At 72.3% G+C, this 14,461-nt stretch carries 12 protein-coding genes and 1 pseudogene; 9 read left to right on the top strand and 4 right to left on the bottom strand.

The window, feature by feature from the left end; genetic code table 11:
* Nucleotides 1–79: 79 nt before the first annotated feature.
* From ACWC24_RS37385 to ACWC24_RS37360, 6 genes are all read left to right on the top strand, one after another.
* Nucleotides 80–706, top strand: coding sequence for a TetR/AcrR family transcriptional regulator (locus ACWC24_RS37385; RefSeq protein ID WP_450667369.1), 627 nt, complete (start codon nt 80–82; stop codon nt 704–706).
* Between the two features lie 257 nt (nt 707–963).
* On the top strand, nt 964–2,598 hold the full coding sequence (locus ACWC24_RS37380) for an ATP-binding protein (RefSeq protein WP_450667368.1): 1,635 nt from the start codon (nt 964–966) through the stop codon (nt 2,596–2,598).
* A complete protein-coding gene (locus ACWC24_RS37375; protein ID WP_450667367.1) occupies nt 2,595–3,002 on the top strand; it encodes a roadblock/LC7 domain-containing protein in 408 nt (135 codons plus the stop codon). Before ACWC24_RS37380 ends, ACWC24_RS37375 begins: the two co-directional genes overlap by 4 nt.
* Nucleotides 2,999–3,433, top strand: coding sequence for a DUF742 domain-containing protein (locus tag ACWC24_RS37370; protein WP_450667366.1), 435 nt, complete (start codon nt 2,999–3,001; stop codon nt 3,431–3,433). Before ACWC24_RS37375 ends, ACWC24_RS37370 begins: the two co-directional genes overlap by 4 nt.
* On the top strand, nt 3,414–4,034 hold the full coding sequence (locus tag ACWC24_RS37365; RefSeq protein WP_450667365.1) for a GTP-binding protein: 621 nt from the start codon (nt 3,414–3,416) through the stop codon (nt 4,032–4,034). The genes ACWC24_RS37370 and ACWC24_RS37365 overlap by 20 nt, the downstream gene beginning before the upstream one ends.
* Nucleotides 4,035–4,091: 57 nt before the next feature.
* Nucleotides 4,092–5,639 carry a cytochrome P450 gene (locus tag ACWC24_RS37360; RefSeq protein ID WP_450667364.1) on the top strand — a complete coding sequence of 516 codons (1,548 nt, stop codon included), beginning with the start codon at nt 4,092–4,094 and terminating at the stop codon, nt 5,637–5,639.
* Here ACWC24_RS37360 and ACWC24_RS37355 read toward each other — a convergent pair.
* Nucleotides 5,633–6,616 carry an RluA family pseudouridine synthase gene (locus ACWC24_RS37355; RefSeq protein WP_450667363.1) on the bottom strand — a complete coding sequence of 328 codons (984 nt, stop codon included), beginning with the start codon at nt 6,614–6,616 and terminating at the stop codon, nt 5,633–5,635. The genes ACWC24_RS37360 and ACWC24_RS37355 overlap by 7 nt on opposite strands.
* A gap of 79 nt (nt 6,617–6,695) precedes the next feature.
* Here ACWC24_RS37355 and ACWC24_RS37350 point away from each other — a divergent pair, with 79 nt between their 5' ends.
* The gene (locus tag ACWC24_RS37350; protein WP_450667362.1) at nt 6,696–7,283 is read left to right on the top strand and encodes a GNAT family N-acetyltransferase; all 588 of its coding nucleotides are present in this window, start codon (nt 6,696–6,698) and stop codon (nt 7,281–7,283) included.
* Between the two features lie 204 nt (nt 7,284–7,487).
* Here the strand turns inward: ACWC24_RS37350 and ACWC24_RS37345 are convergent, their stop codons facing one another.
* The 3 genes from ACWC24_RS37345 to ACWC24_RS37335 all read right to left on the bottom strand — a co-directional run bounded on the left by ACWC24_RS37345 (nt 7,488) and on the right by ACWC24_RS37335 (nt 11,170).
* Nucleotides 7,488–9,044 (bottom strand): amino acid permease, encoded by a 1,557-nt coding sequence (locus ACWC24_RS37345; protein ID WP_450667361.1) that lies wholly within the window; start codon nt 9,042–9,044, stop codon nt 7,488–7,490.
* Between the two features lie 198 nt (nt 9,045–9,242).
* Complete coding sequence (locus ACWC24_RS37340) at nt 9,243–10,088, bottom strand: siderophore-interacting protein (protein ID WP_450667360.1); 846 nt, start codon at nt 10,086–10,088, stop codon at nt 9,243–9,245.
* Nucleotides 10,089–10,240: 152 nt separating this feature from the next.
* On the bottom strand, nt 10,241–11,170 hold the full coding sequence (locus ACWC24_RS37335; protein ID WP_450667359.1) for a 5'-3' exonuclease: 930 nt from the start codon (nt 11,168–11,170) through the stop codon (nt 10,241–10,243).
* A gap of 213 nt (nt 11,171–11,383) precedes the next feature.
* Here ACWC24_RS37335 and ACWC24_RS37330 point away from each other — a divergent pair, with 213 nt between their 5' ends.
* Both ACWC24_RS37330 and ACWC24_RS37325 read left to right on the top strand, forming a co-directional pair.
* Nucleotides 11,384–12,559 carry a quaternary amine ABC transporter ATP-binding protein gene (locus tag ACWC24_RS37330; RefSeq protein ID WP_450667358.1) on the top strand — a complete coding sequence of 392 codons (1,176 nt, stop codon included), beginning with the start codon at nt 11,384–11,386 and terminating at the stop codon, nt 12,557–12,559.
* Nucleotides 12,552–14,345, top strand: a pseudogene (locus tag ACWC24_RS37325) (ABC transporter permease/substrate binding protein); the annotation flags it as partial. The gene ACWC24_RS37330 and the pseudogene ACWC24_RS37325, both read left to right, overlap by 8 nt.
* Between the last annotated feature and the right edge of the window lie 116 nt (nt 14,346–14,461).

Below are 14,461 nucleotides of genomic sequence, written 5' to 3'. Positions count from 1 at the left end.
CGTTGCCCGCGCGTTGCCGGGCGGTTACCGAGCCCTCACGGAGATCGGCGGCCGGGGGGTGTGTGCGAGGATCGAACGCATGGGGACGAGCAGCGGGCGCAGGGTCGGCCGGCCGCGGGCCGCGCAGCGGCCGGACAGCGGTCTGGAACCGCGCGCCGAACTGCTCGCCGCCGCCGCGGAGTTGTTCACGACGCAGGGGTATGCGGCCACGACGACACGGGCCGTGGCCGAGCGGGCGGGGATGCGGCAGGCGTCCATGTACCACTACGTCTCCGGCAAGGAGGAACTCCTCGCCGCGCTGCTGGAGTCCACCGTCACGCCGTCCCTGGCCTACGCCCGTGAGCTGCTCGCCGACGACACGGCCCCGGCCGAGGGGCGGCTGTGGCGGCTGTGCCGGACCGACGTGGAGCTGCTGTGCGGCGGGCCGCACAACCTGGGCGGTCTCTATCTGCTGCCCGAGGTGCGCACCGAGCGGTTCGCCGGCTTCCATGCCGTGCGCGCCGAACTCAAGGACGCCTACCGGCAGTTGCTGGCCGCGACCGGTGCGGGCGGCGCGCTCGCCAAGGGTGAGCTGGAACTGCGTACGGATCTGGTGTTCGGGCTGATCGAGGGCGTCATCCTGGTGCACCGCTCCGACCCGGAGCGGCCGGTGTCGGTGTTCGCCGAGGCCACGGCGGACGCGGCGCTGCGGATCGCGGGGGTCTGAACCGGCCGCCGCTTCTCACCCCCTTCGGCAGGGGTCTCGCACACCCGGCTCCGGTCACGCGGCGTGTTCGAACGAGGGCTCGGCGTGTAAATGGGGCTGAGCATACTCCTGTTGCGTGGGCGATTTCAGATGCTTGCTGAATATGACACTGCGTTGATCCGGTCGGACTAGGCTCGCCCGCAGCGCACCGGCTTGGCATGTATTCGTGCGTTTGTTCCTTATTGGTGAACAGATCCCGATTCGTTTCGAGGGCCTACATGGTGAGTGTCCAGTCCCCTCCAGACCGCCGCGAACCCCCTTACGCGCGGGTGCTGTTGCTGCCCGCCATGCTGATGGCGACGGCGACCGGGGCCGCCGTCGCCCTGGTGGCGAACCCGGCCCGGATCGCCGTCGGCCTGTGCGGTGCCCTCGCCACGGCCCTGGTGACGGCCGTCGGCGCCGAGGCGGTCCGCCGGGGCCGCCGACTGCGCCGGGCGCACGCCGACCACGCCCGTCATTGCGCGTATCTGGAGAGCCGGGTCGCCGCCCACGACGAGGTCAACCGCCGCCTCGCCCAGGAGGTCCTGCCGACCGCGCTGAAGGTGATGCGCGGCGGGAACACGCCCGGCGAGGTGATGCGGCACTTCATCGACCCGGACCCCGCCTACAGCGACCTCTCCGAGGCCCACCGCACCGTCGTGAAGACGGTGCTGGAGATCGTCGACCGCGAGGAGATGATGCGCGACTCCGCGCAGCGCGCCTTCGTCAGCGTCGCCCGGCGGGTCCAGGCCATCGTCCACCAGCAGGCCGGTGAGCTGCGGGAGATGGAGGAGGACCACGGCCGCAACCCCGAGGTCTTCGACGACCTGCTGCGCATCGACCACGGCACCTCGCTGATCGGCCGGCTCGCCGACTCCATCGCCATCATCGGCGGCGGCCGCCCCGGCCGCCAGTGGCCCCAGCCCGTCCCGCTGTACAGCGTGCTGCGCGGCGCGATGTCCCGCATCCTGGAGTACCGCCGCATCAAGCTGGACTCCATCGCCAAGGTCAACATCCGCGGCATCTCCGTCGAGCCGCTCATCCACGCGCTCGCCGAACTCATGGACAACGCCACCCGCTACTCGCCGCCGCAGACCGACGTCCACGTCAACGCCGTCGAGGTGCAGACCGGCATCGCCATCGAGATCGAGGACGCGGGCGTCAGCCTCGGCGAGGAGGCCCGCGCCAGGGCCGAGGGCCTGCTGGAGGCGGCCAAGGCCGGCGTCGACGTCCAGGACCTCAGCGACACCCCGCGCCTGGGCCTCGCGGTCGTCGGCCGGCTGTGCACGTCGTTCAACCTCCAGGTGTCGCTGCGCGCCTCCGCGTACGGCGGGGTCCGCGCCGTCCTCGTCGTGCCCGCCGAGATGATGACCGCCGACCCCGCGCCCGGCTTCGCGCACGGCATCGGCGCCACCGCCGTACCCACGATCGACCTGGGCGCGCTGGAGGGGCCCAAGCGGCCGCCGAAGAAGCGCCGTCCCACCAGCCCGCGCATCCCGGACCAGGTCACCGCGCAGGACGACGTCCCCGAGGTCACGGAGTGGACCGGGAAGGGCCTGCCGCAGCGCCGCAGCCGGGTGAAGACCCCGCTCAGCCAGCGCTACGCCGAGGCCGCCGCCGCCGAGGCCGCCGCCGAGCGCGCCGCCCGTGAGGGCACGCCCGGCACCTGGACGCGGACGGAGGCCGAAGCCGAGCCCGAGCCGAAGAAGGACGAGCGGGAGCCCGGACTGTGGGTCGAGGCCTTCTGGGAGGGCCTGAAGAAGGACAACCCGGGCCCGGACCCGACGGACTTCACGCGCAACCCGACCGCGTACACGCATCTGATCGACAAGCCGGCCCGTTCCGGGGCCGACGACGAGGGGGGCCTCAAGTGATCCAGCAGCGAGCGAACTTCGACTGGATGCTCGCGGAGCTCTACAAGAGCGTTCCGGGCATCGAGATGATCGTGGTGCTCTCGGCCGACGGGCTGCGCATCGCCCGCTACGCCGGTGACGAGGACGCCGCCGACCGGGTCGCGGCCGCCTGCGCGGGTCTGCAGAGCCTGGCCGGCGCCGTCGCCCAGGAACTCCCCACCAGCGACGGCGAGATGAAGGTCGTCATCATCGAACTGAACGGCGGCTACTTCTATCTGATGGCCGCCGGAGCCAACGCCTATCTCGCGGTCCTCGCCGACGTCGTCTGCGAACCCGGCAACATGAGCGCCCACATGCGCGACCTCGTCGTACGCATCGGCTCCCATCTGACCAGTCCGCCCCGGCGCAACGGGCAGACCGTATGACTCCTCCGCAACGCCGGCGGCGACAACCCCCGCAACCGTCCTCCCCGCAACCCCGGCGACCGCCCCCCGCGCAGCCGTTCTCCGCACAGCCCCCGGAGGAGGGGGAACGCAAGAACCCCGAGCGGCTGTACGTCATCACCGGACCCGACGGCGAGCGCGCGCCCCTGGACCTGGTGTCCCTGGTCGTCGCGCGCGGCGAGCCGCCCACGTCCGCCACCCCGGAGCAGGCGGCGGTGCTCCGGCTGTGCGCCGACCCGCTGTCGGTGGCCGAGCTGTCCGCCTACCTCGGCCTGCCGTTCAGCGTGGTGACCGTGCTGGTCACCGAGATGCTGGCGGTCGAACTCGTGCAGGTGCGCGCCCCCATCGTCCGCCGGCCGCTCCCCGACCGTTCCCTCCTCGAAGCGGTGATGCATGGACTTCAAAGCCTCTGACGCGATCCCGGGCCCACGGGCCGAGGACCGTCTGCCGCACACGGCGCAGGCCGCGGCCAAGATCGTCATCGTCGGCGGCTTCGGTGTCGGCAAGACCACCATGGTCGGCTCGGTCAGCGAGATCAGGCCGCTGACCACCGAGGAGACCATGACCCAGGCCGGTATCGGGGTCGACGACAACTACGGCTCCGACACCAAGACCGCCACCACCGTGGCCATGGACTTCGGCCGCATCAGGATCACCGACCAGGTCGTCCTGTACCTCTTCGGCACCCCGGGCCAGGAACGCTTCTGGTTCCTGTGGAACGGCCTGTTCGAGGGCGCGCTCGGCGCCGTCGTCCTCGTCGACACCCGCCGGCTCGAAGTCAGTTACGACGTCATGGGGCAACTGGAGGAGCGCGGAGTGCCGTTCGTGGTCGCCGTCAACTCCTTCCCCGACGGCCCGCGTCACCCGATCGAGGACCTGCGCGAGGCGCTCGACCTGGCGCCCGAGATCCCGATCGTCGAGTGCGACGTGCGCCGACGCGCCTCCAGCCGCGACGTCCTGCTGACCCTGATGCGCTTCCTGCACTCCATGGCCCTGTCCGGCAGCCTCGTCTGAACCTCCGCCCGCCGGCCCACCCCCGGATCGACCCCCAGCTTTCCCGGAGCGACCACCGTGACCTCTGAACACCACTCCCCGACCGGTGCGGACGACCTCGTGACCGGCCCGCCCCCCGGCTGTCCCGCACACGGCCGCGGCCCCGGCGGACTGCACCGGATCTACGGCCCGGAAGCCGCGGACCTGGGCGGCCTCTACGAGCGACTGCGCGAGGAGTACGGCCCCGTGGCCCCCGTGCTGCTCCACGAGGACGTACCGATGTGGGTGGTGCTCGGCCACGCCGAGAACATGCACATGGTGCGCACCCCCTCGCAGTACACCCGGGACAGCCGAATCTGGACCCCGCTGCTGGAGGGCCAGGTCAAGCCCGACCATCCGCTCATGCCGCACATCGCCTGGCAGCCCATCTGCTCCCACGCCGAGGGCGACGAACACCTGCGACTGCGCGGCGCGGTCATCGGCGCCATGTCGACGATCGACCCCCGCGGCCTGCGCCGCCACATCTACCGCCACACCCAGCGCCTGGTGAACGGCTTCTGCCTCAAGGGACACGCCGACCTGGTCAGCCAGTTCGCCGAGCACCTGCCGATGGCCGTGCTGTGCGAGATCCTCGGCATGCCCGAGGAGTACAGCGACCGGCTGGTCCTCGCCGCCCGCGACGCGCTGAAAGGCACCGAGACGGCCATCGCCAGCCACGGCTACGTCATGGACGCGCTGAGCCGGCTCACCGCACGGCGCAGGGCCCGGCCCGAGGAGGACTTCACCAGCCACCTCGTCAACCATCCGGCGCGGCTCACCGACGACGAGGTCAGGGAACACCTGCGGCTGGTGCTCTTCGCCGCCTACGAGGCCACCACCAACCTGCTCGGCAACGTGCTGCGCCGGGTGCTGACCGACCCGGGCTTCGTGGCCCGGCTCAACGGCGGTCAGATGACGGTGCCCACGGCGGTCGAGCAGTCCCTGTGGGACGAGCCGCCCTTCAGCACCGTCCTGGGCTACTTCGCCAAACAGGACACGGAGTTGGGCGGCCGGCGCATCCGCCGCGGCGACGGGCTGCTGTTCGCCCCGGCCCCGGGCAACGTCGACCCCCGCGTCCGCCCCGACCTGTCCGCCGACATGCAGGGCAACCGCTCCCACCTCGCCTTCGGCGGCGGCTCGCACGAGTGCCCCGGCCAGGACGTCGGGCGGGCCATCGCCGACGTCGGCGTCGACGCCCTGCTCAGGCGGCTGCCGGACGTCCAGCTCGACTGCGACGAGGACGAGTTGCGCTGGACCACCTCCATCGCCTCACGGCATCTGGCCGAACTGCCGGTGGCGTTCGAACCCAAGCCGGAGCAGGACGTCCGGGTCACCCCGACCCACGGCAACCCGATCCCGCCACAGCGCTCCACCTGGCAGGTCGGCCTGCCCGAACCGCAGCCCGCGCCCGTCATCGCCGCGCAGCCCGGGCCGGTCGAACCGCAGTCCACGCGGGTCGGTGCCGCGCGACCGGCGCCGGCCGCCGACCGGCCCGCCCAGCCCGACCGGCCCGCCCCGGCGCCACCGGAGCCGGCCCATCGGCCGGGCGCCTGGCAGCGGCTGCTGCGCTGGTGGCGCGGCTACTGACCGGCCGACGCCCCGGTGTGCCCGTCGGCCCACTCTTGGTACGCGGACCACGCGGCCAGCGTCCGCCCGCTGTGGAACCGGTGCGCCACCCCTGTGACCGGATCGGTGAACTCCAGCTCCCGCGCCAGCAGTTGCAGCGGCCGCCGGAAGTCACCGGCCGGCCCGGGAGCGGTCACCACCGGATACAGCGGATCGCCCAGGATCGGCGCGCCCAACCTGCTCAGATGCACCCGCAGCTGATGGGTCTGCCCGGTCTCGGGCAGCAGCCGGTACCGGCCGAGCGCGCCGTGCGGACCGGGCCGCCGGTCGAGCAGCTCGATGCGGCTGACCGCGTTCGGCTCGCCCTCGACCTCCTGCGCGGCCAGCATCCCGCGCTCCTTCACGATCCGGCTGCGCACCGTCCTGGGCAGCATCAGCGCCGGATCGTACGGGGCGACGGCCTCGTACTCCTTGCGCACCCGGCGGTCACGGAACAGCGCCTGGTACGCGCCGCGCTCCTCGGGCCGTACCGTGAACAGCACCAGCCCGGCCGTCAGCCGGTCCAGCCGGTGCGCGGCGGTCAGGGCCGGGATGCCGAGCTCGTGCCGCAGCCGGGCCAGCGCGGTCTGGGCGACATGGCCGCCGCGCGGGGTGGTGGCCAGGAAGTGCGGTTTGTCGACGACCACGATGTGCGCGTCGCGGTGGACCACCTCCAGCGGGAACGGCACCGGCACCTCGGCGGGCAGCTCCCGGTGGAACCACACATACGCCCCCGGTGCGTACACCGCGTCCGACGGCAGGGGCCGCGCGTCCGCGCCGACCACCAGCCCCGCCTCGAACAGCCCTGCGACCGCACCCGACGGCGCCCCCGACATCCGCTCCACCAGATAGGCGCGCACCGTGGGCCACGGCCCCCGGAGGGGCAGTCGCACCCGTACCGGGTCCACGCCGTCGCGCTGCGGCAGCGGGGAGGGCGGTGGCGGGGTTCGGCGTCTCATCGCCGCCCAGCCTACGAGGCCGACGGCGCCCCGGGAAAACCGCTGGGCGCGTCCGGGGCGGCCGGGCAGGATGCCGACCATGCCCTTCCTGACGAACGACGTACTGCCCGCGGGCATCCTCGCCCGCACCCCCCAGCCCGTCCTGGACACCGGTGACGGTCTGCGGTTGCGCCCCTGGCGGGCGGCGGACGCGCCCGCCGTGCACCGCGCGTTCCAGGACCCGGCCCTGCACCGGTGGCATCTGCGGGCCGCCGACTCCGAGGACGAGGCCGCCGGCTGGATCGAGGAGTGGCGGCTGGCCTGGACCGGCGAACGCGGCGCGCAGTGGGCCGTCGTGGACGAGGCCACCGACCGGCTGCTCGGCCGGGTCGCGCTGCGCGAGATCGTGCTCGCCGACGGACTGGCGGAGGTCGCCTACTGGACCGTGGCCGACGCGCGCGGCCGGGGAGTGGCCGCACGGGCCACGGCGACCCTCGCCGCCTGGGCGCTGGACGGGATCGGCTTCCACCGCCTCGAACTCACCCACGCCACCGCCAACGAGGCGTCCTGCCGGGTCGCCGCCAGGACCGGTTTCGCCCTGGAGGGCACCAAGCGCAGCGCTGGACTCCACCGCGACGGCTGGCACGACATGCACCTGCACGCGCGGGTGCGGGGCGACCGGACGTAGCCCCGCGCCCCGCGGCCGGGCAGGCCGGCCGGGGCCGGCCGGGGACCGGCGGACGTGGACGTGCCGCCGTGCTGCGGGGCCCGCACGCCGAGCCGTACGGGCGACGGCTCCCCGCACCCGTGAGGGCGCGGGGAGCGCGGTCGGCCACCCGGACCCGCCCGGCTTGGAGGTCCCGGCTCGGACCGCCTGGCTCGGACCGGCCTGTCAGGTCGCCGACGCGGGCACCGGCTCGATCGCGGTCGCCGGGGCCGCCGCCCGTTTCCGGTACGTCCGCCAGGCCCCGCCCGCCGCGACCGTCACGGCCAGGAACAGCACCGTGAACCACTGGAAGTACCAGTGCCCGCCCGCCGGGTCGTACACCGCGGCACGCGGCCAGGCGAGGTTGACGGTCATGAACAGGCCGTACACGAGCGCGAGCGCGTTGACGGGGACGCCCCAGCGGCCCAGGGAGAACAGCGGGGCGCCCGTCTCGTCGGTGCCGTGGACGGCGAACTCCCCGCGCAGCCGGCGTACCAGCAGGGGGCCGGTGACCATCGCGTAGGCCAGGTAGAGCATCACGATGCAGGTGGTGCCGATGGCCAGGAACGCATCCGGGGAGGCGAAGTTCAGCAGCAGCAGGACCGCCGCGAGGACGCCCACGACCAGCGCGGGGCCACTGGGCATGCCGGTGCGCGGGTCGACCTTCGCCAGGCGGGCGGAGAAGGGCAGCCGGCCGTCGCGGGCCATCGAGAACAGCATCCGGCAGGCCGCGGTCTGGATCGCCAGAGTCGCCACCGCGATCGCCACCACCACGTCGGCCAGCAGCAGCTTGCCGACGCCGTCGCCCAGGCTGCTGGTCAGGACGTAGCTGAGACCGTCCGCCGCCAGATGCCCGTCGGTGAGGCTGGGCGCGGCGAGCAGCCCGCCGAGCACGATCAGCCCGCCGAGCAGGCCGGCCGCGCCGAGCGCGGTGAGGATCGTGCGGGGTGCGGTGCGCCGGGGCTGATGGGTCTCCTCGCTCATCTCGCCCGCGCTGTCGAAGCCGATCATCACGTAGGCGGCCGTGAACGAGCCCACCAGCAGCGCGCCGAACAGGCCGTCCTGGGCGGCACCCGCGGTGTGGAAGGTGATGCCGGGGGAGCGTTCGGAGTGGGTGAGCAGCAGGACCACGATGAGTACCGCGCCGATGATCTCGGCGGTCACGCCGATCCGGTTGACCAGGGACATCACCCGGTTGTCGAGGATGTTCACCAGCGTCGTCAGGACCAGCAGGAGGACGCCGAGCAGCGCCGCGTTGGCCGCGCCGTCCGCGGACGTGGGGGCCGGGTCGGTGCCGATCAGCTGGAAGCCGGACCAGATGGCCGGGAGCACCATCTGCAGGGCCAGCGCCGCCGCGGCGACCACCACGATCTGCCCGATCACCATGATCCAGCCGGCGAACCAGCCGAAGGCGGCGTTCGACAGGCGTGAGGACCACTGGTAGATGGCGCCCGAGATCGGGTAGCGGGCGGCGAGTTCCGCGAAGCAGGCGGCCACCAGCAACTGCCCGACCAGCACGGCCGGCCAGGCCCAGAAGAAGACGGGGCCGCCGAACGCGTACCCGAAGGCGAAGAACTGGAAGACGGTCGTCAGTACGGAGATGAAGGAGAACCCGGCGGCGAACGACGCGTACCGGCCGAGGCTGCGGTGCAGTTCCTGGCGGTAGCCGAACTCCGCGAGGGACTGGTCGGCGGGGGGCTTCGGGGGGTCGGGACGTACGTCGGAAGCGGCTGTGGTCGTCACGGCGGCACCTGCCTTGGGCACGTAATTCCTGTCGGGCGACAGAAATTAGGGACCGCCTGTTTCGTCCGCGTCACGCCGTCGTGTCCGGAGCGGGCCCAAGTCCTCACGCCCTCGCGGCCGTTCACGGAGCGAGGGTGCCTGGACACGACGAAGCGGCGGTACCCCGAGGGGTGCCGCCGCTTCGTCGTAGGTGTCGCGTCACGCCGGGGGCGCGGAACCTTCCTGCTCCTCTTCCACCCGCGCGTTCCACTCCCGCTTGGAGGCCTGCCAGCCGTCCTCGTTGTGGCCGAGCCGCCAGTAGCCGGAGATCGACAGGTCCTCGCGCGGGATCTCCCGTTCCACCCGCAGCAGTCGGCGCAGTTCCTTCACGAAACCGGCCTCGCCGTGCACGAAGGCGTGGACGCGGCCCTCCGGGAAGTCCAGGCCGCGGACCGCCTCGACCAGCTTCTCGCCGACCGGCGCCTCGCCGCGGTGCAGCCAGACGATCTCCGCGTCGGAGTCGACCTTCTGCGCCTCCTCCGGACCCGGGACCTCCACGAAGGCGTGCGCCACGGCGCCGTCCGGCAGGCTCTCGAGCGCGGCCGCGATGGCGGGCAGCGCGCTCTCGTCGCCGGCCAGCAGATGCCAGTCGGCGCCCGCGTCGGGGGCGTAGGCGCCGCCGGGGCCCATGAAGTGGACGGTCTCGCCCGGCTGGACGCGGGCCGCCCACGGCCCGGCGAGGCCCTCGTCGCCGTGGATCACGAAGTCCAGGGTCAGTTCGCGGTGCTCGGGGTCCCAGGCGCGAACGGTGTACGTCCGCGTCACCGGCCACTGCTCACGCGGGTACTCGGCCCGGATCCGCTCCACGTCGAAGGGCTCCGGGTAGGTCGCGCCCGCGGCCGGGAAAAGCAGCTTCACATAGTGATCGGTGCAGGTCCCGGCGGTGAACTCGGCCAGCCCTTCGCCGCCCAGCACCACCCGCTGCATGTGCGGGGTCAGCCGTTCGGTGCGAACGACCTGCGCGGAGTGCGGCTTCCGCGGCTTGCGTGCCGGACGCTCTGCCATGACGGCCTCCCAGTCGCTTTCTAGCTTAGGCTTACCTAAGTTAGCATCACTTCCCCTGACGTGGCCCTCCCGGCGGACAGGTTCATGAATCTCTCAGGCAGATCATGACTCCTCGTCCTCAATGGGGACAGGTCCGCCCGCGGGAACAATGATCACGCGCCCGACGTGTCCAGCGTGGTCAGCAGCCGGTTCAGCGACCCGCCCAGCCCCCAGCGCGCCGCCAGCGCGTCCAGTGCCTGCGGGTCGCGCGCCCGGCGCGGCAGCGCCGTGTCGACGTCCGGCAGCGGGACGTCGTCGGCGACCCGGACGACCTTGGGGGCCACCGCGAGATACGGCCGCGCCTCGTCGAGCCGTCTGCGCTGCGTCGGGGTCAGCCGGGCCGCGGGGTCGTCCACGGCCGCCATGATCCCGGCCAGGTCGCCGAACTCGGCGAGCAGCTTGGCCGCCGTCTTCTCGCCGACCCCGGGCACCCCCGGCAGGCCGTCGCTCGGGTCGCCGCGCAGCAGTGCCAGATCCGCGTACCCGCGTCCGTCGACACCGTACTTCTCCCGCAGCAGCGCCTCGTCGGTCAGCTGGAGCGTGCCGACCCCCTTGAGCGGATACAGCACGCGCACCCCGCGCGCGTCGTCCACGAGCTGGTACAGGTCGCGGTCGCCGGTGACGATGTCGACCGGGCCCTTCGCCCGCGCGGTGAACGTGCCGATCACGTCGTCCGCCTCGTACTCCGCGACGCCCACGCGGGCGATGCCCAGCGCGTCCAGGACCTCCTCGATGACCGGCACCTGCGGGGACAGCGTGTCGGGCACCTCCTCCTCGTCCGGTCCGGCCGCGCGCTCCTCGGCGACCCGGTGCGCCTTGTACGACGGGATCAGCTCGACCCGCCAGTGCGGCCGCCAGTCGGCGTCCATGCAGGCCACCAGGTGCTCCGGGTGATGGTCCTTGACCAGTCTGTCGATGAACTCAAGCAGCCCGCGCACCGCGTTCACCGGGGTGCCGTCCGGTGCCTTCACGGAGTCCGGCACGCCGAAGTAGGCGCGGAAGTACAGGGAGGCGGTGTCGAGGAGCATCAGTCGTCCGGTCACGCTCGCATCATGCCGTACGGCACCGACAACCACTCGCCAGGGCGACAGCCGGGCGAGCACGTGGCGGATGTGAACGCATTGTGAGCTGGACCACGGGTGTGTTTGGCAGGTGAGAGCCGGGGCAGGCGCCGCTTCGGAGCGACGGAGATTGCAAACTCGACGTTTGCGATCGACGGTCCCTCCGCGCCCTGTCCCCGAGAGCAAGAGGCCCGCGTGTCAGCCAGACTTGAAGCCGAACATCTCTACAAGGTGTTCGGCAGACGACCGGACCAGGCAGTCGAGCGGCTGCGCGACGGAGCCGACCGGGAGGAACTGCGCGCCGACGGCGCCACGGCCGCCGTGATCGACGCCTCCTTCACCGTGGAGCCAGGCGAGATCTTCGTCGTCATGGGCCTGTCCGGGTCGGGTAAGTCCACGCTGCTGCGCATGCTCAACGGCCTGCTCCCGCCGACGGCCGGGCAGGTCCGCTTCGGCGGCCAGGACCTGACCGCACTCGGCGCCCGCGCCTTGCGCGAGGTCCGCTCCAAGAAGATCAGCATGGTCTTCCAGCACTTCGCGCTCTTCCCGCACCGCAACGTCCGCGACAACGCCGCCTACGGTCTCGCGGTGCAGGGCGTGCCCCGCGCGGAGCGCGCACGCCGCGCCGACGAGGCGCTCGCCCTGTGCGGCCTGGCCGGCTGGGAGAACTCCTGGCCCGACGAACTGTCAGGCGGTATGCAGCAGCGCGTCGGTCTGGCCCGCGCCCTCGCCACCGACGCCGAACTGCTCCTCATGGACGAGTCGTTCAGCGCGCTCGACCCGCTGATCCGGCGCGACATGCAGGACCAGCTCCTCGAACTCCAGAAGACGCTGAAGAAGACGATCGTCTTCATCACCCACGACCTCAACGAGGCGATGCGCCTGGGCGACCGCGTCGCGGTGATGCGCGACGGCCGGGTCGCGCAGATCGGCACCGCGCAGGACATCCTCGTGCGCCCCGCCGACGACTACGTCGCCTCCTTCACCCAGGACGTCGACCGCTCCCGGGTGCTGACCGCCGACGCCGTCATGGACCGCGCGGTACGCGGCGACGAGGCCGACTGCAACTGCGAGACCGCGACACCTCACACCCCGTTCACCGAACTGTGCGCGATCAGCGCGCGCGTACCGCATCCCGTCGCCGTGCTCGACGCCGGGCACGACCTCGTCGGGGTCGTACCGCGACAGCGCCTCCTCGGCTTCCTCGGCGACGAGCCGGCCACCGCGCCGGACCGCTGCGACACGCCACACGCGACGGCCACGCCGACGGACAGCGCGAAGGCCACGCCCACGGACAAGCCGACGGACTGCGCGAAGGCCGCGTCGGCGGACAGCGCGAAGACCGGCACGAAGGCGGTGGCCCGTGCCTAGGATTCCGCTCGGCGACTGGGTCAACAGCGCGGTCGACTGGCTGCTCGGCCATGTGTCCTGGCTGTTCGACCTTCTCAAGGCCGTCTTCACCGGCGCCTACGACGGTCTCGACGCCGTACTCCAGGCCCCGCAGCCGCTGCTGCTGGCCGGGATCTTCGCCGTGCTGGCCTTCTGGCTGCGCGGCACCCTCGCCGGTGTCCTCACGTTCGTCGGATTCGCCTTCATCGACTCCCTCGGACTGTGGGAGGACGCGATGGTGACCCTGTCGCTCGTCCTCGTCGCCACGGTCATCGCCCTGGTGATCTCGGTCCCGCTGGGCATCTGGGCGGCCCGCTCCGAGCGGGTCGGCGCGCTGGTCCGCCCGGTCCTGGACTTCATGCAGACGCTGCCCGCGATGATCTACCTCATCCCGGCGATCCTCTTCTTCGGCACCGGCGCCTCCGCGGGCATCGTCGCCACCCTGATCTTCGCGCTCGCCCCGGGCGTGCGCATGACCGAACTGGGCATCCGGCAGGTCGACAGGGAACTGGTCGAGGCCGCCGAGGCGTTCGGCACCACGCCCCGGGACACCCTGCTGCGCGTCCAGCTCCCGCTGGCCCTGCCCACCGTGATGGCGGGCGTCAACCAGGTCATCATGCTCGGCCTGTCCATGGCCGCGATCGCCGGCATGGTCGGCACCGGCGGCCTCGGCGGCGACGTCAACGAGGCCATCGGCCAGCTCGACGTCGGCCTCGGCTCCGAAGCCGGTGTCGCCATCGTGATCCTCGCGATCTACCTCGACCGGATGACCGGCGCGCTCGGCACCCAGGTCTCCCCGCTCGGCCGCCGCGCCGCCCTCAAGGCGCGCGCCGCCCGGGGGCCGCGGATCTGGTCCTACCGTCCCCGCCCGCAGTTCGCCGTGATCGGCATCGTCGTCCTCGGCCTGGTGGCCGGCGGCATGGGCGTCCTCGACGGCTCGGGCGGCACGCAGGCCGTCGCCGACGGAAAGGACGTCGGCCAGGGCGAGAAGATCACCATCGGGTACATCCCCTGGGACGAGGGCGTCGCCTCCACCTTCCTGTGGAAGGAGATCCTCGAACGGCGCGGCTTCCAGGTGGACGCGAAGCAGTACGACGCCGGGCCGCTGTACACCTCGCTCGCCCAGGGCGACGTCGACTTCGAGACCGACTCCTGGCTGCCCACCACCCACGCCCAGTACTGGAAGAAGTACGGCGACCGCCTCGACGACCTCGGTTCCTGGTACGGCAGGACGTCGCTGGAGCTGAGCGTGCCCTCGTACGTGAAGGGCGTCGACTCCCTCGACGACCTCAAGGGCCAGGCGTCGCGGTTCGGCGGGAAGATCACCGGCATCGAGTCCAGCGCCGGCGAGACGGCCCTGCTCAAGGGCAAGGTCCTCGAGGAGTACGGCCTGGACCAGGAGTACAAGGTCGTCGACAGCTCCACGCCCGCGATGCTGGCCGAGCTCAAGCGCGCCTACAGCAGGAAGGAACCGATCGTCGTCACGCTCTGGTCGCCGCACTGGGCGTACAACGACTACGACCTGAAGAAGCTGAAGGACCCCAAGGGTGCCTGGGGCACGGGCGACGGCGTGCACACGCTGGCCCGCAAGGGCTTCGCGGCCGACAACCCGGTCGTCGGCAGGTGGCTGAAGGACTTCAGCATGACCGAGAAGCAGCTCACCGGCCTGGAAGCGGCGATCAACAAGGCGGGCAAGGGCAGGCAGCAGGAAGCCGTGCGCGCCTGGCTCAAGGACAACCCGGGCGTCGTCGACAAGGCGGCCCCCGTCCCGGCCAAGTCCTAGGGCACCACCGGATCGGGCCCGGCACCGGTGGGACGAACCTCCGAGGGGGCGGGGGGTTGGGGGCGGCCGGGTAGCGCGCCGGGCGGCCCCCCCCCACTGAA

This window comes from Streptomyces sp. NPDC001443 (assembly GCF_053597355.1).
The sequence above is the reverse complement of the archived record's forward strand: the minus strand, read 5'-3'. Positions and strand labels throughout refer to the sequence as shown.